The sequence below is a fragment of the Terrisporobacter othiniensis genome, assembly GCF_000808015.1.
In the GTDB taxonomy this organism is placed as follows: domain Bacteria; phylum Bacillota; class Clostridia; order Peptostreptococcales; family Peptostreptococcaceae; genus Terrisporobacter; species Terrisporobacter muris.
In genome coordinates, this window is the sequence record NZ_JWHR01000099.1 from 18,478 (window position 1) to 40,297 (window position 21,820).

At 28.2% G+C, this 21,820-nt stretch carries 22 protein-coding genes; 20 read left to right on the forward strand and 2 right to left on the reverse strand.

Annotated elements, in window-relative coordinates; genetic code table 11:
- Positions 1–59: 59 nt before the first annotated feature.
- The 16 genes from noc to QX51_RS11065 all read left to right on the forward strand — a co-directional run bounded on the left by noc (position 60) and on the right by QX51_RS11065 (position 14,762).
- The gene (noc, locus tag QX51_RS10990; RefSeq protein WP_039679962.1) at positions 60–845 is read left to right on the forward strand and encodes a nucleoid occlusion protein; all 786 of its coding nucleotides are present in this window, start codon (positions 60–62) and stop codon (positions 843–845) included.
- Positions 846–901: 56 nt separating this feature from the next.
- Positions 902–1,675 (forward strand): ParA family protein, encoded by a 774-nt coding sequence (locus QX51_RS10995; RefSeq protein WP_039679963.1) that lies wholly within the window; start codon positions 902–904, stop codon positions 1,673–1,675.
- 1 nt (position 1,676) lies between these two features.
- Positions 1,677–2,546 (forward strand): ParB/RepB/Spo0J family partition protein, encoded by an 870-nt coding sequence (locus QX51_RS11000; RefSeq protein WP_039679964.1) that lies wholly within the window; start codon positions 1,677–1,679, stop codon positions 2,544–2,546.
- Positions 2,547–2,849: 303 nt separating this feature from the next.
- Positions 2,850–4,142, forward strand: coding sequence for a helix-turn-helix domain-containing protein (locus tag QX51_RS11005; protein WP_039679965.1), 1,293 nt, complete (start codon positions 2,850–2,852; stop codon positions 4,140–4,142).
- A gap of 456 nt (positions 4,143–4,598) precedes the next feature.
- Complete coding sequence (locus QX51_RS11010; protein WP_018590086.1) at positions 4,599–4,784, forward strand: DUF951 domain-containing protein; 186 nt, start codon at positions 4,599–4,601, stop codon at positions 4,782–4,784.
- 79 nt (positions 4,785–4,863) lie between these two features.
- Positions 4,864–6,084: an aminotransferase-like domain-containing protein gene (locus tag QX51_RS11015; RefSeq protein WP_039679966.1), complete on the forward strand. Its 1,221-nt coding sequence runs from the start codon at positions 4,864–4,866 to the stop codon at positions 6,082–6,084.
- A 392-nt stretch (positions 6,085–6,476) separates the two neighbouring features.
- Positions 6,477–6,755 (forward strand): 30S ribosomal protein S6, encoded by a 279-nt coding sequence (gene rpsF, locus QX51_RS11020; protein ID WP_039679967.1) that lies wholly within the window; start codon positions 6,477–6,479, stop codon positions 6,753–6,755.
- 42 nt (positions 6,756–6,797) lie between these two features.
- Positions 6,798–7,250: a single-stranded DNA-binding protein gene (ssb, locus tag QX51_RS11025; protein WP_039679968.1), complete on the forward strand. Its 453-nt coding sequence runs from the start codon at positions 6,798–6,800 to the stop codon at positions 7,248–7,250.
- Positions 7,251–7,267: 17 nt separating this feature from the next.
- On the forward strand, positions 7,268–7,495 hold the full coding sequence (gene rpsR / locus QX51_RS11030; RefSeq protein ID WP_018590090.1) for a 30S ribosomal protein S18: 228 nt from the start codon (positions 7,268–7,270) through the stop codon (positions 7,493–7,495).
- A gap of 221 nt (positions 7,496–7,716) precedes the next feature.
- Positions 7,717–8,037 (forward strand): MazG-like family protein, encoded by a 321-nt coding sequence (locus QX51_RS11035; protein ID WP_039679969.1) that lies wholly within the window; start codon positions 7,717–7,719, stop codon positions 8,035–8,037.
- Between the two features lie 6 nt (positions 8,038–8,043).
- Positions 8,044–8,994: a DUF2232 domain-containing protein gene (locus tag QX51_RS11040; protein ID WP_039679970.1), complete on the forward strand. Its 951-nt coding sequence runs from the start codon at positions 8,044–8,046 to the stop codon at positions 8,992–8,994.
- Positions 8,995–9,004: 10 nt separating this feature from the next.
- Positions 9,005–10,999 (forward strand): DHH family phosphoesterase, encoded by a 1,995-nt coding sequence (locus QX51_RS11045; protein ID WP_039679971.1) that lies wholly within the window; start codon positions 9,005–9,007, stop codon positions 10,997–10,999.
- The gene (gene rplI, locus QX51_RS11050) at positions 11,000–11,449 is read left to right on the forward strand and encodes a 50S ribosomal protein L9 (protein WP_039679972.1); all 450 of its coding nucleotides are present in this window, start codon (positions 11,000–11,002) and stop codon (positions 11,447–11,449) included.
- Between the two features lie 22 nt (positions 11,450–11,471).
- Entirely contained in the window at positions 11,472–12,800 is a 1,329-nt protein-coding gene (gene dnaB / locus QX51_RS11055; RefSeq protein WP_039679973.1) for a replicative DNA helicase, read from the forward strand.
- A gap of 243 nt (positions 12,801–13,043) precedes the next feature.
- On the forward strand, positions 13,044–13,349 hold the full coding sequence (locus QX51_RS11060) for a hypothetical protein (RefSeq protein WP_039679974.1): 306 nt from the start codon (positions 13,044–13,046) through the stop codon (positions 13,347–13,349).
- Positions 13,350–13,472: 123 nt separating this feature from the next.
- Positions 13,473–14,762 carry an adenylosuccinate synthase gene (locus QX51_RS11065; RefSeq protein WP_039679975.1) on the forward strand — a complete coding sequence of 430 codons (1,290 nt, stop codon included), beginning with the start codon at positions 13,473–13,475 and terminating at the stop codon, positions 14,760–14,762.
- A gap of 48 nt (positions 14,763–14,810) precedes the next feature.
- Here QX51_RS11065 and QX51_RS11070 read toward each other — a convergent pair whose 3' ends face one another.
- A complete protein-coding gene (locus tag QX51_RS11070; RefSeq protein ID WP_039679976.1) occupies positions 14,811–15,815 on the reverse strand; it encodes an ATP-binding protein in 1,005 nt (334 codons plus the stop codon).
- Between the two features lie 15 nt (positions 15,816–15,830).
- On the reverse strand, positions 15,831–16,889 hold the full coding sequence (locus tag QX51_RS11075; RefSeq protein WP_039679977.1) for a DnaD domain protein: 1,059 nt from the start codon (positions 16,887–16,889) through the stop codon (positions 15,831–15,833).
- A 93-nt stretch (positions 16,890–16,982) separates the two neighbouring features.
- On the opposite strand from QX51_RS11075, the gene QX51_RS11080 reads away from it, so the two are divergent.
- The 4 genes from QX51_RS11080 (at position 16,983) to QX51_RS11095 (ending at position 21,563) form a co-directional block, all read left to right on the forward strand.
- Positions 16,983–18,452 (forward strand): M1 family metallopeptidase, encoded by a 1,470-nt coding sequence (locus QX51_RS11080; protein WP_052233008.1) that lies wholly within the window; start codon positions 16,983–16,985, stop codon positions 18,450–18,452.
- Positions 18,453–18,540: 88 nt separating this feature from the next.
- Positions 18,541–19,332, forward strand: coding sequence for an MBL fold metallo-hydrolase (locus QX51_RS11085; RefSeq protein WP_039679978.1), 792 nt, complete (start codon positions 18,541–18,543; stop codon positions 19,330–19,332).
- A gap of 108 nt (positions 19,333–19,440) precedes the next feature.
- Positions 19,441–19,920 (forward strand): 23S rRNA (pseudouridine(1915)-N(3))-methyltransferase RlmH, encoded by a 480-nt coding sequence (gene rlmH / locus QX51_RS11090; RefSeq protein WP_039679979.1) that lies wholly within the window; start codon positions 19,441–19,443, stop codon positions 19,918–19,920.
- 215 nt (positions 19,921–20,135) lie between these two features.
- Positions 20,136–21,563, forward strand: a complete 1,428-nt coding sequence (locus QX51_RS11095; RefSeq protein WP_039679980.1) for a potassium/proton antiporter — start codon at positions 20,136–20,138, stop codon at positions 21,561–21,563.
- The last annotated feature ends 257 nt before the right edge of the window (positions 21,564–21,820 follow it).

Below are 21,820 nucleotides of genomic sequence, written 5' to 3' on the forward strand. Positions count from 1 at the left end.
TCAAAATAAATTTACATAAATTGCAGTAAAAATATATTTATCAATAAGAGAGGGATGTTATGGAAGAAAAAATAGTTAAAGAGATACCAGTTGATAAAATAATTCCTAATCCATATCAACCAAGAAAAGTATTTTCGATTAATGCATTAGAAGAATTAAGTAAATCTATAAAAGAGTACGGTGTACTTCAACCAATTACTGTTAGACAAAAAGAAAATGGATATGAGTTAGTTGCTGGAGAAAGAAGACTTAGAGCAGCGAAATTGGCTGAGTTAAAAACTATACCAGCAATAATAAATAATATGTCGGATCAATACTCTGCAGTTTTAGCTTTATTAGAAAATTTACAAAGAGAAGATTTGAACTTTATAGAAGAATCTCTAGGATATGAGAACTTAATAAAAGAACATAATTTTACTCAACAACAATTAGCTGAAAAATTAGGTAAAAATCAATCAACGATAGCTAATAAACTAAGAATATTAAAACTTCCTGACACTGTAAAGCAATATCTTGTTGAAAATGCTTTAACGGAGAGACATGCAAGAGCACTACTTAAGTTGCCTAATGAGGAACTAATGATGGAAATTATCCAAAAAGTAGTTAAACAAGAGCTTACAGTTAAGAAAACAGAAAAATTAATTAATGATACGTTAGAAGCTTTAAAGGCCGATAGTGAACCTGAAAAGAAACAAAATATAAAATGTTCAATGGGGATTAGAATATATCTTAATACATTAAAACAAGCATATGATGCCATAAAGAATACAGGAATTGAAGCAAAGTATAATGAAATAGATAAGGGAGATTACATGGAAATTGTAGTCAAAATTCCTAAAAAATAAGGGGTTACTGCACAGCAGTAATCTTTTTTTAAAACAAATAAAAAGGGGGAACCTTTATGGGAAAATCTATAGCAATTTTTAATCAAAAAGGTGGAGTAGGGAAAACAACAACAAATGTTAATCTAAGTGCTAGTATTGGACAATTAGGAAAAAAGGTATTAGTTCTAGATATGGATCCCCAAGGGAATACTACTAGTGGTTATGGGATTGATAAAAATACTGTAGAAAATACTATATATGAAGTTATAATAGATGGTTTAGATATAAGAGAAGCTATTATTGAAACGGAGTTTGACAATATCCATATTGTTGCTGCTGCTAGCGAGTTAGCAGGGGCAGAAATAGAATTGGCAAATGAAGATGATAGAGAGTATAGACTAAGGGATAGTATCAATAAAATCAAGGATTCATATGACTATATTTTTATAGATTGTCCGCCTTCATTAGGTATGCTTACTATTAACTCATTGACTGCTGTTGATAGTGTTTTAATACCGATACAATGTGAATATTATGCACTAGAGGGTGTGAGTCAGTTGATGTCAACTTATAAGCTTGTCAAAAAGAGATTAAATCCTAAGATTGAAATACAAGGAGTAGTTCTTAGTATGTTTGATGGAAGGGCAAATTTATCTATTCAGGTTGTTGAAGAAGTAAAAAAATACTTTAAAGGTAGCGTTTATACTACGTTAATTCCTAGAAATGTAAGACTTGCAGAGGCACCAAGTTATGGAAAACCAGTAATTTATTATGACTCAAAATGTAGGGGAACATTAGCATATAAAGATTTAGCGGAAGAATTTATCGAATTAGAGGAGGATATAATATAGTATGGATAATACACCTAGAAGAAGTAAACGATTAGGAAAAGGCCTTAGTGCGCTAATACCTGATATAAATGAAGAAATTGATAAAAAAGATATTGTTCAAGTTAAATTGAGTAATATACGTCCTAACAAAAACCAACCAAGAAAAGAATTTGATCAAGATAGGATAAAAGCTTTATCTAATTCAATAAAAAATGTTGGAGTATTGCAACCCATAGTTTTAAAACCTACAGATGATAATAACTATATGATTATTGCAGGAGAAAGAAGATACAGAGCTTCTATTATGGCAGGCAAAGAAGAAATACCGGCAGTAATTAAAGATATACCAGTTAAAGATATAATGGAAATTGCACTTATAGAAAATTTACAAAGAGAAGATTTAAATGCTATAGAAGAAGCTTTAGCTTATAAAAGTTTAATAGATAACTATAAGGTAACTCAAGAAGAGTTATCAGAAGCAGTCGGAAGAAGTAGACCTCATATTACAAATACTCTTAGATTATTAAATTTACAGAAAAAAGTAATTAAGATGATTGAAAGTGGAGAAATAACTCCAGGCCATGGAAAGGCATTGCTTAGAATAGAAAACCATGATAAACAATTAGAAATAGCTAACAGAATAGTTAAAGAGGATTTATCTGTAAGAGTTGTGGAGGAAATAGCCAAAAAAAATCTTGGAAATAAAGAAGTTAAAAAAACTGAAAAAAAACAAAAAGATATTTATATAGTAGATGCAGAAGAAAAACTATCTAATATATTTGGAACACAGGTAAATATATCAAATGGTAAGAATAAAGGTAAAATAGAAATAGTATACAATAATGAAGATGAATTAAATGAAATATTATCAATGATAATGGATGAAGAGTAGTATATGTTGAGAAGGTATTAAGTATGTTTCTACCTTCTTTTTTTATATTAATTATAAGTGAGCCTAAGTAAAAGTGAATTTGATGTTAAATCATAAAATAAAATATTATTTGAAAAGTTATAAAAAAATACAAAATATGGTTAATTTTGATATATAAGGCATATTTTTATAATATTAAATATTTATAAGCAAAAATGATAATTAGAAAAAAAAGTAAATTTTAATGATGTTTTTAATATTAATATAAGTTATAATTATATTATAAATTAAGAACAACTTAAAAAAAGGGGGTGCAAATAATAAATGAATATACTAAGTTTAGGGGAAAAAATAAAAAAGCTTAGAAAAGAACAGAATATGACATTAAAAGAACTAGCAGGAGATAGAATTACAGCTGCTCAAATAAGTCATATTGAGAGAGATAAATCACATACTAGTTATGAGTTATTAGAGTATTTAGCAGATAAGCTTGGAGTAAGCGTGGATTATCTATTAGAGACAAAGGAAATGCAATCTAAAAAAATAACAGATAACCTTATATTAAAAAGTGAAGTATATATTAAATGTGATGATTTAGAAAAGGCAGAAGAACAAATAAACGAAATTATAGATATATGTAAAAAATATAAACTAACTGAAAATTATGGGAAATGTAATAAGCTATTAGCTGAAATTAATTGTAAAAGAGAAGATTATTCTTTTGCAGTATATTATTATGAAAAAGCATTATACTATTTTATAAAAAATGAAGATAAAGATGAGATATACAATAGCTATGTTAACATAGGTAATATATATATGTTAGATGAATTCTATAAGGGAGCTTTAACTCATTTTATGTTTGCAAAAGAGGTACTAGACGAAAGTAACATAGAAGATGCTGATATATATAAAGAGTTGTATAGTAAGATATCTGAATGTTATATGAAATTAAACCAACCGCAAAAAGCATTAGATTTTATGGAGAAAATAGATAGAATGGATAATGAAGATTGCATAAAAGAAGAGGTAGGTATTTTAGTATTAAAAGCTAAAAACTTATTAAGTGTTGGTAAATATGCAGAGTCTAAAGAATGTTTTAATAAAGCATTAGAAATAATAGAAAAAGAAGAAAATAAAAGTAGACTGGCTAAAGTATATCTTACTATGAGTGAAATTTATTCAGAGATGGGGGATATGGATAAGTACTTAGAATATTCGCAAAAAGTATATGATCTTACAAAGAGGGATGAAAATCAATATATGATGGAAAGTTTATTTAATATGATAGAGTCTTATGTGACAAGAGGTCAATATGATATGGCTCAGAAATATTGTAAATTAGCCTTAGTTTCATCTATTAAAAATAAAGATAAATACTATGAGTATAAATCATTAAAATTCTACGCTGATATGTATAAGAATAAAAATGAAGTAGAAAACTCAATTGATTACTTAAATAAATGTATAGAAATTGCAAATGGATTAAAAGATGAGAAAATATTAGCTGGTTTATACATAGAATTAGGCAAGTTGTATTCTAGTATATCAAAAGAAAAAGAGCTAGAATGTTACCAAAGAGGCGTTGTTATGTACAAGGAATTAAATATTATTTAAAATATAATATTAAAAAAATGGGTATTTAAAGGCATTTTTTTGATAAATTAATGAAAATAGAAGAATAACAAATTTACTTTTGTATTCTCGATTGATATAATTATGGTAGGAAAGTAATTTCTTACTATGATTATATCTACATAGAATAAATAAAATATTTTTTATTTAAAGACTGAAGCAATAAAGTTAAATAATTTTATTAAAAATATAGAATAAATATGTTATCAGTCTTAATTCATTTCAAGAGACTAAATAATTAAGACAAAGCAATTATTAAAGTTCATATTAATACTACTTATTAAAATATATATTATAAAAATCGGTATTATATCTATTAAATTTTCAATTGAAAATATAAGCAAAATAATGATATTTATTATGTTGGGGGACTTATTAGATATCGTTAAAAAGAACATAACAAAAGAAAAATCTAAATTGGTTAGGAGGTTGATTGTTTTGCCAATGGATCTTAATTTAGGTGACATAGTAGAACTAAAAAAACAACATGCATGTGGATGTAAACAATTTGAAATAGTTAGAGTAGGTATGGATATAAAGATCAAATGCACTAACTGTAAAAGATTGATTATGTTAGATAGACAAACTTTAGAAAAAAGAATAAAGAAAATTGTAAGTAAATAGAAAGGCTTTAGTTAAACAGTTGTTGTAACCTAATAAAATTCATATAGATAATTAGGTAATATATAGGGGGTGCTTTAACATGGCAGTTAGATTTGCAGACAGAATGGGAAAAATTGAAGGGTCAGCTATACGTGAGTTATTAAAACTTACAGCTAGACCAGAGGTAATATCTTTTGCAGGTGGAATGCCTGCTCCAGAATTATTCCCAGTTGAGGAAATGAAAAAAGTTTCAGTTGCAGTACTAGAAGAACAAGGGAGAGTAGCATTACAATATACATCAACTGAGGGTTATCTTCCATTAAGACAAAAAATTGCAGACAGAATGAACAAAACACTTAAAACAAATGTAGGTCCAGATGATATATTAATAACTAGTGGATCTCAACAAGGTCTTGATTTTTCAGGAAAGACATTTATAGACAAGGGTGACGTAATTTTATGTGAAAGTCCATCTTATATGGGTGCATTAAATGCAATGAAAGCTTATGAGCCAGAATTTATTGAAATTAATACTGACAATGATGGTATGATAATGGAAGACTTAGAAAAAGTTTTAGCTTCAAATGATAGAGTTAAAATGATTTATGTAATACCAGATTTCCAAAATCCATCAGGTAGAACATGGCCATTAGAGAGACGTCTTAAGTTCATGGAAATAATAAATAAATATGAAATACCTGTAATAGAAGATAATCCATATGGTGAATTAAGATTTGATGGAGAAAGTTTACCATCATTAAAATCATTAGATACTAAGGGGTTAGTAATTTATCTTGGGACTTTCTCAAAAATATTCTGTCCAGGATACAGACTAGGATGGACTTGTGCTGCTCCAGAGATATTAGGTAAATTTAATATTTGTAAGCAAGGGGCTGACTTACAAGCATCTACAATAAGTCAGATGGAAGTAAGTAAATTTATGGATATTTATGACTTAGATGAACATGTTGAAAAAATAAAAGCATGTTATGTTAAACGTAGAGATGTAATGTTAAAAACTATGAAAGAAGAATTCCCAGATTGTGTTGAGTTTACACATCCACAAGGAGGATTATTCACTTGGGTTACATTCCCAGAGGGAATTAATGCTGGTGAAATGGCTAAAAAATGCTTAGAGAAAAATGTAGCATACGTTCCAGGTGAGTCATTCTATCCAAATGGTGGAGTATATAATACTTGTAGACTTAACTATTCAAATATGCCTGAAGAAAAAATAGTAGAAGGTATCAAGAGAATGGGAGAAGTATTAAGAGAAGAATTAGCTAAGAATGATGAAAAACAATTAGCTACTAATAAATAATAAAATAATTTATAATATATTGTAAATTAAATTTACAATAAAGGTAAATATCAAAAAGCGGGCAAAGGTTTTCTTTGGCCGCTTTAAATTTAAAATGGATAGCTATTAAGCTATCCATTTGGGAGATTGGGATGAAATATATTTAAGTTATGGGGGCTATATATACTTGTATTATTTATCATAATCAATAAAAATATACATAAATTGAATAATTTAAATGAAATTTTGAAATAAATATAAAAAACTTAATTATAAAAGTATACAAACTAAAAATAGGTATAAATAATTTGACATAGTTTATTATAAGTGATAAAATACATAAGTATGAGAATTTATTCTCATTTCTCTGCTCTGAAAAGAGGAGCCGTTAAGTCCAAAGGGAGGTGAAATTAATGAAAAATTATGAATTAGTTTACGTTGTAAGACCAAACGCTGAAGACGAAGTTAAAGAAGCTGTATTAAATAAAATACAAGAAGTAATCTCAGCTAATGGTGAAGTTGAAAAAGTTGACACTTGGGGAAACAAGAAATTAGCTTATCCAATAGCTAAATTCACTGAAGGTTTCTATGTGTTAGTAAACTTCAAAGCTTCTGCTGATCTTCCAAAAGAATTAGACAGAAACTTAAAAATAAACGAAAACGTAATAAGACATATGATAGTTTGTGCTTAATTAGCATATAACTAGTTTTATTATGAATAGGATGGTGCTTTTATGAACCATGTAGTATTAGTTGGTAGATTAACTAAAGATCCAGAATTAAGATATATACCTGGAAGTGGAACACCAGTTGCTAACTTTACTTTAGCTATCGATAGAGATTATGCTAAAAAAGATGGTACTAAAGATACAGACTTTATACCAGTAGAAGTAATGGGAAAAGCTGCTGATTTCTGTGCTAATTATATCTCAAAAGGTAGATTAGTTGCAGTTCAAGGAACTTTAAGAGTTGATAGATATCAAACACAATCTGGAGAAAATAGAACTTTTACTAAAGTAAGTGCTAAATCAGTACAAGCTTTAGAGAGCAATAAAAATAGATCTGAAAATCCATACGGAGAAGGTCATCAAGGTTCGCAACCGACTTTCGAACCTAACTTCGAGGCGCCACAAGGATTAGATCCAAATGGTTTCCAAGCAATAGATGATGACGAAATACCATTTTAGAAAAGGAGGGGACTTGAATGATAAACAAGAAAAGACGTAAAAAAAGAAAAGTTTGTCAATTCTGTGCTTCTAAAGATGCTAGAATAGATTACAAAAACACTCAAAGATTACAAAAATATGTAACTGAAAGAGGTAAAATATTACCAAGAAGAATATCAGGAACATGTGCTAAACATCAAAGAGAATTAACAGTAGCAATAAAGAGAGCTAGAAACATAGCACTTTTACCATATACATTAGATTAATAAAAATGCCTTCCATTGATTTATCAATGGTGGGCTTTTTTTTAATGCAAGGAGATTATATTGATCTCAAATATGTGTAAATCTAATTATTACTTGGAAAATTATAAATATGTATAATTTAATAATATAATGAAAAAAGGAAGGTATAAGCCCTCCTTTTTTCATTGTATGTTATCTTGTAAATTATGATATAATGTTTATATATTGAGGAGGGGAAGATTGTGCGAATAGAAAAGGGTTCTGATATTACAAAAAATGTAAAAATAATAGAATGGATAAAAAATGAAATACTAATAAGTGTAAGCAATTTGTTCAATCTATTATTCAAAGGAGTAAAACCTATTGACAATGGATTTCAAAATGCAATAGCTAATATAATTATGTTGTCATATCTTTTAGGTAAGAGATTAGGCATTAGTTTTGATGAAATAGATTATAAGATAAAAGAAAAAGCAAAAGAAGGAATAAAAGAAGAACACAGCATAGAAACATGGTTTGGAGATTTGTCAGAATTAGAAAAACATATAGACAATAGGGAGTGATATGGATTGAATAAAGATTTAAGACTATCAAGGGTATTGCCGATAGTCATTTTAGCTATAATATTAATATTAGTAAGCTTAAATGTTCCTCAGTTAAGTTTATTATTATTTATAATACCGATACCCTTTGCATTAATCGGAACATTATCAAATATTAAAAATAACATAATTTCATTAATAATTGCATTATTGGCTTTAATATTTTTTACTGAAACTACATACGCTGTTGATATATTTATAAACAGTATTGTTCCAGGAGCAATAATAGGTATTATAGCTAAAAGGGTTTTAAGTAAACAAGATAGCAATAAATATGAACCAATTTTTGCTGGTTCTATAGTATTTATAATTTCAATAGTTGTATATTATGTTATATCTAAATATGCTTTTAGGGTTGATATATTAGACGAACTAATACAGGTTTTCAACAAGAGTATAGAGGCGCAAAAAAGCTTACTACAATCTGCAACTAACTATGAGTTATTGGGTACAGAAGATATTATAGATACATTTAGAAATATAGTACCGTCTATATTATTTTTTAGGAGTATGATTTTATCAATAATTATATATTTGATTGAAATATATGCTCTTAAGAAAATGAAATATGGAGATTTAGGAGAAATAAAGTTTAGAAATTTTTATTTACCGGGAAATGCTATAGCTATTTCTTTTGTATTATATTTATTGATGTTAGGACTATCTTATATGAAAACACCGCTATACACAGATGCAATATTTCTAAACCTACAAATAGTGTTTAACTTTATGTTTATAATACAAGGTATATCTGTATCTATTTATTTTATAAAAAAATGGTTAAAAAATGGTGTAGGTAAAAAAGTTTTTATTGGTGCAATGTGTGTAGGTATATTTGGAATGACAGGAATTTCTTTCATAGGTATGATAGATAGTATATTAGATTTTAGAAATGTGAGATCCTACAAATCTATATAGGAGGATAGAAATGAGGAATAAACCGAGTTTTAAAATAAATATGCCAGAAATAAATATATATATATTGATTATCGGAATAACAAGTTTAATCCTACTTTTCTATAATTTATATATAGGAAGTTTGTTTTTCTTTGGCTTTATTTATATAGTGTTTCATAATTGGAGAATTGCTAATTTTAGAAAAAAAGAGTGGAATAGATATATTGAAACTTTATCTTTAGATATAGATGAAACAACAAAAAAGGCTATAATGAATTTACCTATACCCCTTTGTATTCTAGAGTTCGATGGAAATATATCATGGTATAATAAAAAGTTTTATGATATGACACAGTCGCCAGACTTACTTGGTGAAAACATCGATAATATAATTAAAAATATTAATTTAAGAAAAGTATTAAATGAAAATAAAGAAATGTATACTGAAGTAAGTTACAAAGATAGGGAGTATACAGTTGTTTATAATGTTATAAAAAATGAACAAAATAAGCAGGTAAAATATTTAATGATGCTTTATTGGATAGACAAAACTGAATATTTAGCTCTTACTCAAAAATATGAGGAAGAAAAAAATATTATAATGCTAATTCAAGTAGATGGATATGACGAAGTATTAAAGAGTGCTAATGAAGAAAAAAGATCATTAATTTCTGTAGAGTTAGAAAGAATATTATCTGGACTAGAAATATCCTTACAAGCTGCAGTAAAAAGAACGTCAAAAGACAAATACATAGTTATAACTAATCAAAAAGGTTTATCTAAATTGCAAGAAAATAAATTTACTATTTTAGATACGATAAGAGATATTGATTATGGAAATACACTTCCTGTAACTATAAGTATAGGTGTTGGAAGAGATGGCGATTCTATTTATGAAAATATTAAACTTGCAGCTGGAGCTTTGGACTTGGCCCTAGGTAGAGGTGGAGATCAAGCAATTGTAAAAACAAAAGATAAGTTTGAGTTCTACGGAGGGAAGTCTAAGGCTGTTGAAAAAACAACAAAAGTTAAATCTAGATTAATAGGTCATGCATTAAAAGAAATAGTATCTCAAAGTAAAACAATTTATATAATGGGGCACAAGTATCCTGATTTAGATGCTATGGGAGCAGCAGTTGGTATATTTGATATATGTAAATCCTTGAAGAAGGAAACGTATATAGTATTAGATACTGTTAATGAATCAATAGATGAGTTTGTAAGTAGGCTTAATAAATGTGAATATTATAAAGATTTATTTATAAGTAAAGAAGATGCAATAAGGAACTGTACTAGAGATACTCTAGTAGTTGTGGTAGATACTCATAGACCTAGTTATACGGAATGTGAAGAATTACTAGAAATTAGTAAAAAAGTAGCAGTTATAGATCACCATAGAAAAGGTGTAGAATTTATTCAAGATACTGTTTTATCATTCCATGAAATCTATGTATCATCTACTTGTGAAATGGTAACAGAAGTTGTCCAATATTTAGAGGATGATGTTAAAATAAATAAACTTACAGCAGAGGGACTTCTTGCAGGAATAAGTTTAGATACAAAGTTCTTTGCATTTAAAACAGGAGTAAGAACTTTTGAGGCTGCTTCTTATTTAAAGAAGGCAGGAGCAGATACTACAGAAGTTAAGAAGCTATTTAGAGCAAATGTGGAGGACTTTAAAACAAAAGCAGATATTATAGGTAATACACGTATTATTGATAATAGAATATGTATATCTTATTCAAAAACACAATCTGAAAATATAAATGTAGTTATTGCACAGGCTGCAGATGAACTATTAACAGTAAAGAAAATAGAGGCATCATTTGTATTAGGTGAGAAAGATAATACTATATTTATAAGTGCAAGATCATTAGGAAAAATAAATGTACATGTTTTAATGGAAAAACTAGGTGGAGGTGGACACATGGATATAGCTGGTGCCCAAATGGAGGGCATGTCTATCAAGGAAGCCTATGAAAAAGTAAATGAAATAATAGAACAATACTTAAGGGAGGAAGACTAAATGAAAGTAATATTATTAAAAGATGTTAAAGGAACAGGAAAAAAAGGAGAAGTTAAAGAAGTAAGCGATGGATATGCAAAAAACTTCTTATTACCTAAAAAAATGGCAGTAGTTGCTGATAATACAAATATAAAAGAGTTAAATGAAAAAAATAAATCAAAAGAATTAAAGGCTCAAAAAGAATATGAAGAGGCTGTTGAATTAGGAAAGAAAATGGAAGATATGTCAGTAACTATATACTCTAAAGCTGGTGAAGGTGGAAGATTATTTGGATCAATAACTTCTAAAGATATAGCAGAACAATTAAAGAAACAACATGGCGTAGAAGTGGATAAGAGAAAAGTATCACTTGATGAGCCAATTAGAGTTTTAGGTTCAAGATTTGTTGATGTAAAAATACATCAAAAGGTAACTACAAAAATAAAAGTAGATGTTAAAGAAAAACAATAAGCACTAGGTTGAGGTGATAATAATGGAGGATATAAGTAGAATTCCTCCACATAGCGTGGAATCAGAACAATCAATATTAGGCTCTATTATCCTTGATAAAGATGCAATTATAACTGTAGCAGAAACTATAAATCCAAGCGATTTCTATAAAGAAGCTCACAAGATAATATATGAGTCTATGCTAAAGTTAAATAGTAACAATGAGCCTATAGATTTGATAACATTAATAGAGGAATTACGAAAAGAAGGGCATTTAGATAATATAGGTGGTATTAGTTATTTAACAAGTCTTTCAACAATAGTTCCAACGACATCAAATGTAAAGTATTACGCCAACATAGTGAAAGAAAAATCTGTCATGAGGCAACTTATTAAGGCTTCTAATGAGATTATAAACTTAGGATATGATGCTTCTACAGATGTTCAGGAAATATTAGATAAGGCAGAAAAAAACATATTTGATATATCTCAAGAAAAATCTGGAGATGATATTCAACCAATAAACTTGGTACTACAAGATACCTTTGATATGATTGAAAGGTTATGTACACAAAAAAGTGACGTTACTGGAATAACCACTGGATTTGCAGATTTAAATAAAAAAATAAATGGACTACAAAGAACAGACTTGATTTTACTAGCAGCAAGACCTGCCATGGGAAAAACAGCATTTTCACTAAACCTTGTTCAGAATGCTGCATTAAAAGGTGATGCATCTGTAGCAGTGTTTAGTTTGGAGATGTCTAAGGAACAGCTTGTTCAACGTATACTTTCTGCACAATCTAATGTGGAACTAAGTAAAATAAAAACTGGTACACTTGGTGAATCAGATTGGCCAAGGATAATAGATGCCATGGCGGTATTATCAGAAGCCAATATTTTTATAGATGATACCCCAGGTATAAAAATATCAGAAATAAGATCAAAATGTAGAAGATTAAAGATAGAAAAAGGATTAGACTTAATCATGATTGACTACCTTCAATTAATGGAGGGGGAAGGGAAAAACGAAAATAGACAGCAAGAAATAGCTAAAATCTCTAGATCTTTAAAAATATTAGCTAAAGAATTGGATTGTCCTGTAGTTGCCCTTTCACAGTTATCTAGATCTCCAGAACTTAGAAAAGACCATAGGCCTATATTATCAGACTTAAGAGAGTCTGGATCTATAGAGCAGGATGCAGATATAGTTATGTTCTTATATAGAGATGAATATTACCATGAGGATTCTGAAAAGAAGAATATTGGAGAAGTCATAGTGGCAAAGAATAGACATGGTGAAACTGGAAATGTAGAATTAGTATGGTTTGGTCAAGTTCAAAAATTTGCCGACAAAGTTAGGGAAATATAAACACATATCCACAGAACAACCTTTCTATATTTAAGAAAAATGTGGATATTTATGAAAAAATAGTATTAAATACAGTAGATGCAATAAAATGTTATGCACAGTATCCACAAATTGTATGTGGATAAATGTGTATAACTAAATAAATATGTATAAAAGTTAATTATGAGTTGTTTATAAGATAAGGATATCTTTTAAACAACTCATAATTATGTCCAAAAATAAGTTAATAAGGAGGAGTATAAAATGAAGATAGAAATGTTTTTTGTATATCCAATTATGGGGATTGTTAATAAAGAAAGTAATTTATTCAGAATTGTGGATAATAATTTGAAAGAAACCTTAATAATTTATTTAATGGAAGAAAAAAATCAATATAATATATATATGATAAATACAATGACAGGAAATATATATAAAATATTTACTGGTAAGGACTTAGATGAAATTGATAAATTTAATGATTTATTTATTAGTAATAAGGTTAATATAATAAAGGGAAAAGACCTAGACGAAATAGAAGGATACATATTAAATTCAATTGAAAATTAAAAAAGTTGAAACTAAAACGAATATTTGTTAAAATATATAACGTAAGTGTTCGAAAATGAATTGAAAATAAATTATATATTAAATATTAGAAAATTTAGTATATAGATAATAGAGGTGAAATAAATGAAAACAGTAGCAGTTGTTGGTTCTCAATGGGGAGATGAGGGAAAAGGAAAAGTTATTGATTTTCTTGCTACTCAAGCTGACGTAGTAATAAGAGGACAAGGTGGAAACAATGCAGGCCATACATTAGTAGTAGATGGAAAGAAATTTGCGCTAAGATTAATACCATCAGGAATATTAAATCCAAATACTATAAATGTAATAGGAAATGGGATAGTATTTGACCCAAAAGGATTCTTTGAAGAAATAGAAATGCTTGAAAGCAATGGAATATGTACTAAAAATATTAAAATAAGTGATAGAGCGCATATAGTATTCCCATACCATAAGGAATTAGACGGATTAGCAGAAGAAGCAAGAGGAGATAACAAAATAGGAACGACTAAAAAAGGTATTGGTCCTTGCTATATGGATAAAACAGAAAGATCAGGAATCAGAGTTTGTGATTTAATGAATAAAGAAGTTTTTGCTAAAAAATTAAAACTTCAAATAGAAGCAAAAAATAAGATAGTTACAGGTGTATATGAAAAAGAAGCTATGTTTGATTTTGATGAAGTATACAATGAATTTATAGTATATGCAGAAAAAATGAGACCATATGTGGATGATACAACTGTAATAGTTTATGATGCAATAAGAGCTGGTAAAAAAGTATTATTTGAAGGTGCTCAAGGTACATTGCTAGATTTAGATCTTGGAACATACCCATTTGTAACTTCTTCTCATCCAATATCAGGTGGATTTGCAGTAGGTGCTGGTGTAGGTCCAAATATGATAAAGGATGTTGTTGGTATAGTAAAGGCTTATACAACAAGAGTTGGAGAAGGTCCTTTTGTAACTGAATTATTTGATGAAACTGGAGATAGAATAAGAACTCAAGGTCATGAATTCGGAACAGTTACAGGAAGAGCTAGAAGATGTGGTTGGTTCGATGCTGTTATAGTAAAATATGCAGCTAGAGTAAATGGATTAACTAGTATTTCATTCATGTTATTAGATGTATTAACAGGATTTGATAAAATCAAAATATGTACTGCTTATAAAATGGGAGATAAAATAATAAATAACTTCCCAGCTTCATTAGAAGATTTAGCAAAATGTGAGCCGGTATATGAAGAATTAGATGGATGGCATGAAGATATAACAAAGGTTGAGAACTTTGATGACCTTCCTGAAAATGCTAAGAAGTATGTAGCTAGAATAGAAGAATTAATAGATGTTAATATAGATTTAGTTTCTGTTGGACCAAACAGAACTCAAACAATAATAAGAAAAAATATATTCGCATAATGTTTCACATAGAACAAAAAGGAGAAAACTGTCAAAAGTTTTCTCCTTTTATTTATTTACATTAGATACTTTATTTTGCCATCTTAAATCAGCACCAACAAATTTAATCATTTTAAACTTATCAAAAATACGTGAAAAAATTCTTTGGGAATAAAGTTCACCAAGTTGTGCGGGATTAAGATTAGTAGAAATAATAGTTTTCTTACCATTTAATAAACGAGTATTTAGAATTATGAATAATTCACTAATAGTAAATGAGTTAGTAAGCTCTGTACCTAAATCATCAATTATTAAAAGATCACATTCAAATAAGTTTTCATAATCTTCTCTTGATAAATGATGATCAGAATTTCTAAACTTATACTCTTCTATGATTTCAAACATTTTAAAAGCTGTCTGATATATTACTAAGTATCCTTTATCAAGGAGTTCTTTGGCAATATAGCTAGACATAAATGTTTTTCCTAATCCTGTATCACCATAAAATAATAAGTTTTTGTCATTATCCTTATCAAAATCATAAATAAATTCATCACAATCAGATAAAATAAGTTGCATGTTTTGTCTAGGAGAAACTCCGGTACTTGGATCAACCTCTTCTGAAAAAATGCTATCATCATATGTGCACTGATTTTGTTTTTCTAACATTCTAGATAAATTAGACATTTTATATGATTCATTAATAAGAGCTTGTTTTAGACAATTGCATTTTTTCCCATTAGGAAGAAAACCTCTATCTTTGCATAAGTTACATTCATACTGAATATCAAGGTATCCCTTTGGAACATTCCAGCTGTCTAATAAAGCTTGTTTTTCATTTGTCAAAATTTGAATCCTCTCTTTAGCTTTCAAAGTAAGAGTTTCTCTATTTGATGGATTTTTAAGAACTAATTTCATCATTTCTAATCCAACTTTACTAATTTCATCCTCTATTTCTCTTACCTTAGGAATTTGCTTATAAACATCATTTTTTCTTTGTTCTAACAGTTTATCTGCTTTATCTCTTTTTCTTTCATAACCAATAAGTATATCTCTTAATTTTGACTCCTGCATTTAATCACCTACCTACTAAAATTTACCCTTTTGACTTTCCTTTAGAAGTTTTTCTAATTCATCAGGGCTGTAGTTTCTAAATGTTTCATTGATATTATGGAATCTTGTTTTAACTTTAGGAGCAGAATTATTATTTGAAGGAGTATTTTTTTTCTGTTGTTTTTTTTGATTAAATTCTTCCTCTAATCTCTCTATGTCATCTAAAGTTTTAACATTATTCTTTTTATATCTTTCGATTATACCATTTATATAAGATATAGAAGGGTTAGATGTATTTTTAGATTTACTACAAGCCTCTAGTATAATTTCTATATCCATATTGTACTTATCAATCCATATATCCATAATTCTTTTTTCTTCTGCACCAGGGTTTCTATTAAATCCAAGAGATTTAAAAATAAGTTTATGAATATCATAACGTTTCTTATCCTCGATTATACTATTTTCTATATCTTCAACAGTATAAAGACCTAAATCATACCAATTTCGAAGTATTCCTTCAATATAATTTAAATTTTTTGGAGTACCGTTATTTCTTTGTTTTGAAATCTCATAAGCATAAATAATAACATCAGGATTAACATTGAATTTTTCCCTAATATCTAATATTCTTAATTTTTCAGATGGATCAAGAAATCTTCCTATTATACGGTTTATACTATTAAACATTTTAGTTATGCTTGGATTTTCTCCAGCAGAAACTATTCTATCACTATTAGATTTAATAGAAGGTGTATTAATTTGCAGATTTTCAACATATAATCTTTTTAGATCTAAAAACTCAATAGAATAATCAAAGTCATCTGGACTGTCGTTCTTATGCATTTTTACTATGTTTTGCTTTTCCCAGAACTTCCATGCATTTATAACATCTGATAAAGGAACTTCTAAAATTCTAGAAATGGACCTGTTATCAAATTTAGGATCTGGTATGGAAGAACACACTTGTCTATATGCTAAAAGATATACCTTTGTGTATAATCCATCGCCCATAGGCATATATATATCTATGAAGATGTTTGGGATGGTTGTCTCACCAAAATCTATATCATTTTCTTCTTTATAAAAAAACATATAATCACCTCAGCTTCAATTATAACATAAAAGCTATTACAAATTTATATTGGAAGTTTTAAAAAAAAATATTCATTAAAAAGGAGGTATAAATTGGTTATTAAATTTGATAAAAAGAGAAGAAGGTTATTTTTTATAATACTAGCCCTTTTAATCATTATAGTGGGAAGTATACGTACATTTATACTTACTAACCAAAGAGAAACTTTTACTCTTCAAGATGAAAAAAATAAAAATGAATACACTATAGATGTAATATATGATGATGAAACTAATCGTATTTTATGCAACGAAAGTTTAGTTTATCAAAATAATACGAAAACCACATTAGATAAAATTTATTTACATATTTACCCCAATGCATTTTGTGAAAAAGAATCAGTGCCTTTTGAAAATTCAGAGATGAACAGAGCCTATCCAAATGGATTTAATGAAGGATATATTGATCTTAAAAATGTGTTGAGCAATAATGATAAATTAAAGTATGAAATAACAGGAGATAAAAATGATATTTTAGAAATCAAATTGGACAAATTGTTAAAAGCAGGTGAACAAGTAAAAATAGATTTAAAATATAATGTAAAGCTACCTAATTGTCTTGGAAGATTTGGTTATGGTGATAATACAGTAAATGTAACAAATTGGTTTCCTATAGCATGTGTTTATGATGACAAAGGATGGAATCTAAAAAGTTATGAAACAGTAGGAGATCCATTTTATAGTGACACGAGTAATTTTAAAGTAAAAATACTAGCACCAGTAAAATATAAGCTAGCAACTACAGGAGAAATAACAGAAAAGAAAACAGATAATGAAAAAATATTATATACCATAGATGGTAAGATGGTTAGAGATTTTGCTTTTATTTTAAGTGATAAATTTGTAGTAAATAAGAGTAACTATAAGGATATTGTTATAAATACATATAATTTAAATGATGATATGAGCCAAGAATCTATGGATGTGGCTAAGTCATCCATAGAGATTTTCAGTAACTTATTTGGTGATTATCCATATGATACATATTCAGTAGTAGCAAGTGACTTTTTTATTGGTGGAATGGAATATCCTATGTTATCTATGATAGATGAAAATCTATATAATAAAGAAAACAAGTTTTTAATGGAATACGTAATAGCTCATGAAACAGCCCATCAATGGTGGTATAGTGTTATAGGAAATGATGAAGTAAATGAACCTTGGTTAGATGAAGCATTGACAGAGTACTCTACTATTCTTTACTTTGAAGAAAAGTACGGAAAAGAAACTGGAGACAAGTTAATGAAGACTATGGAGGTTCAATCAAGAAACTATAAACCAAGTGATATATTTAAGGCAACAACAGAGTATAGGGATTCCTCAGAGTATAGCTTAAGTGTTTATACTAAGGGGGCAGTAGCTTTTAATGAAATAAGAAAAGAAGTTGGAGATGAAGTATTTTTTAATACTTTAAAAGAATACTATAGTACATATAAATTTAAAAATGTTAATGGATCTCAATTTGTTGATCTTTGGAAGAGTAAAGGTGTGGATATTGAAAAAATTATAAAAAAATGTAAATAAAATTTTTGCCAGAGCATTGAAAAATAATTTAATGCTCTGTTTTTTTGGTATAATATAAGTTATGAGAAAAAGAGAAAAGAGGTGCACCATGTTGAAGTATTGTTCTATAGGAAGCGGAAGTAGCGGGAATTGTCACTTTGTTAGTTACAAAGATACTAATATATTAATAGATGCAGGCCTTAGTGGTAAAAGAATAATGACAGGTTTAGATGAGATAAATGCTGATATAGAAAAGATAAAGGGCATATTTATAACACACGAACATTCTGACCATATAAAGGGTGCAGGAATATTATCTAGAAAATTGGACATACCTATTTTTGCAAATGTAAAAACATGGTGTGCTATGAAAGATAAATTAGGAAATGTAAAAGAAGGTAATATGAAAGTTTTTGAAAATGATAAAACTTATAGTATAGGAGATTTGGGAATTAAGCCATTCTCAATCCCGCATGACTCAAGTGATGCTGTAGGGTATAATTTATTTTCAGAGCAAGAAAAAATGTCAATTGCTACGGATATAGGATGTATAACTGATAATATTAGACAAAACTTATATAATTCAAAACTTGTAGTACTGGAGTCTAATTATGACCCAAATATGTTGATGATGGGAAGTTATACCTATAGTTTAAAAAGAAGGGTAATGTCTGATTGTGGACATTTATCAAACGAAGAAGCAGCCAAATTCTGTGTAGAGTTAATTAATAATAATACAGAATCAATATTATTAGCTCATTTAAGTAAGGAAAATAATTTTCCAGACTTAGCTTTTGCAACATCTAAGAATGTACTGGCAAATAATGATATGATAATAGGAAAAGATTTAGATTTAGAAGTTTTATCAAGAGATACAGTTTCAAAAGTCTTTGAACTGTAAAATTTGCTTAGCTAATATTATCTTTGAGCGACGTGTTGGCAAATTATTTTGCTATTGATTCAGATACATCTGTTGTTTAAAAGATAAAGTTAATAAGAGGAGAAAAATATGCGTATTAGTGTAGTTTGTGTAGGAAAAATAAAAGAGAAATATTTAAAATTAGGAATAGATGAATTTTCAAAAAGATTATCAAAATATTGCAAGTTAGAGGTAATAGAATTGGATGATGAGAAAGCTCCTGAAAATCTAAGTGATAAAGAAATGATGATGATTAAGGAGAAGGAAGGAAAGAAGATTCTAAGTAAAATAAAGGACAACTCCCATGTGATAGCACTTGCTATAGATGGAAAGAATTTGTCATCTGAAGAGTTGGCAGATACAATAGACAATCTAGGCGTTAGAGGGACTAGTCATATAGTATTTGTTATTGGTGGTTCTTTAGGGCTTTCTGACGATGTGATGAGAAGAGCTAATTATAAGTTATCTTTCTCTAAGATGACTTTCCCTCACCAGTTAATGAGGTTGATATTGTTGGAGCAAGTTTATAGAGCTTATAGAATAAATAATGGAGAACCGTATCATAAGTAAGTGATACGGTTTTTAATTTTATGGAAATGTATATCGTGTTAATCAAAAAAGAAAACTATATGGTACATTATTTTTAACATAAAATTAATATACTGTATCTATGCAATAAATGTGAAATAATGTAAAATTATTTATAAAATGAATTAGTAATGTACATTAGATGTAAATTAAACATATTCAAAATAATAAAAATTAATATATAAAGGAGGAATTCTATGACAGAACTAATGATAATTAGTGGTTTAGTATTAATTATTTGTATAACTTCGACTAAGGTTTTATATAAATTTGGAGTGCCGATGCTTCTTATATTTATTGTACTGGGGATGTTATTTGGATCAGATGGATTAGTTGGAATTTATTTTGATAACTATGAATTAGCAAGTAAGTTATCTTCCCTAGGCTTAGTATTTATTATGTTTTATGGAGGTTTCGGAACAAACTGGAATATGGCTAAACCTATAGCAATTCCATCAATATTGATGTCTTCATTAGGAGTTGCAATTACGGCAGGTCTTACAGGTTTATTCTGCCATTTAGTAATAAAGACTACATTATTAGAAGGATTGTTAATAGGAGCAATAGTTGCCTCTACAGATGCTGCATCAGTATTTGCTGTTCTAAGAGCTCAAAAATTAAATTTAAAAGGATCATTAGCATCACTTTTAGAAGTAGAAAGTGGAAGTAATGATCCGATTGCTTATATGATGACCCTTATAGTATTGACTATGATGAAGAGTTCTGGCGAATTAAGCTTGAGCACAGTAGTACCTATGATACTTATGCAAATTATATTTGGCTTAATAGTGGGCTTTTTATTTGCAAAGGGTACAGTTTATATACTTAGATATTCAAACTTTGAAGTAGATGTATTTTATACAATTTTTGTGACGGCAGTTGCAATACTTTCATATTCATTTAGTGAGTTTTTTGGAGGAAATGGATATTTAAGTGTGTATATTGCAGGAATAATAATAGGAAATAGTAAGATACCTAAAAAGAAAAGTATGTTTCATTTCTTTGATGGTATTTCATGGATTATGCAAATTGCATTATTTTTTATGCTAGGCCTTCTATCTTTCCCATCAAGACTACCTTATATTACAGCAACTTCAGTATCGATATCTGTATTTATGATATTAATTGCAAGACCGCTAGCTACATTTATAATTCTTAGCCCATTTAAATTTACAATTAAGGAAAAACTATTTATATCATGGGTTGGACTTAGAGGAGCGGCATCTGTTGTTTTTGCAATATTTGCAGTTACATATGGAGTCAATATAGAAAATGATATATTCCATATAATATTCTTTATAGCTTTATTTTCTGTTGCGATACAGGGAACACTTATACCTAAGGTTGCTAGCTTACTAGATTTAGTCGATACAGAATATGAAGGTTCAGTTCTGAGAACATTTACAGATTATACAGGAGAAATAAATACTGATTTGTTAGAGGTCAACATATCAAATGATAGCAAATGGATAAATAAAATGATTATGGATGCAAATATACCAGAAGAAATACTTATTGTTATGATAAAACGAGATAATAAGATATTAGTTCCTAAAGGATCTACTGTAATAAAAGGTGGAGATACCCTAGTTCTAAGTGGTAATAATATAAAAAGTTTAATATAAATTAGTTTATGAGACTAAGTTTAAGTATTATTATGGGTTGCTAAATAAACAAGGCAACTCATTTTTGTGTTTTTAGGAATAAATTGTGTAAGCATAAAAATAGTTTCATAATCTAAGTAAACTAAAATATAAAAACTACAACAATGGCAATAGCTTTAGGGAGTAATAGATATTATAATATAATTTATATCACATTAACTTATATAACATATAATCGATGGATAATATAAATAATATTAAAATAAAGATTATAATTA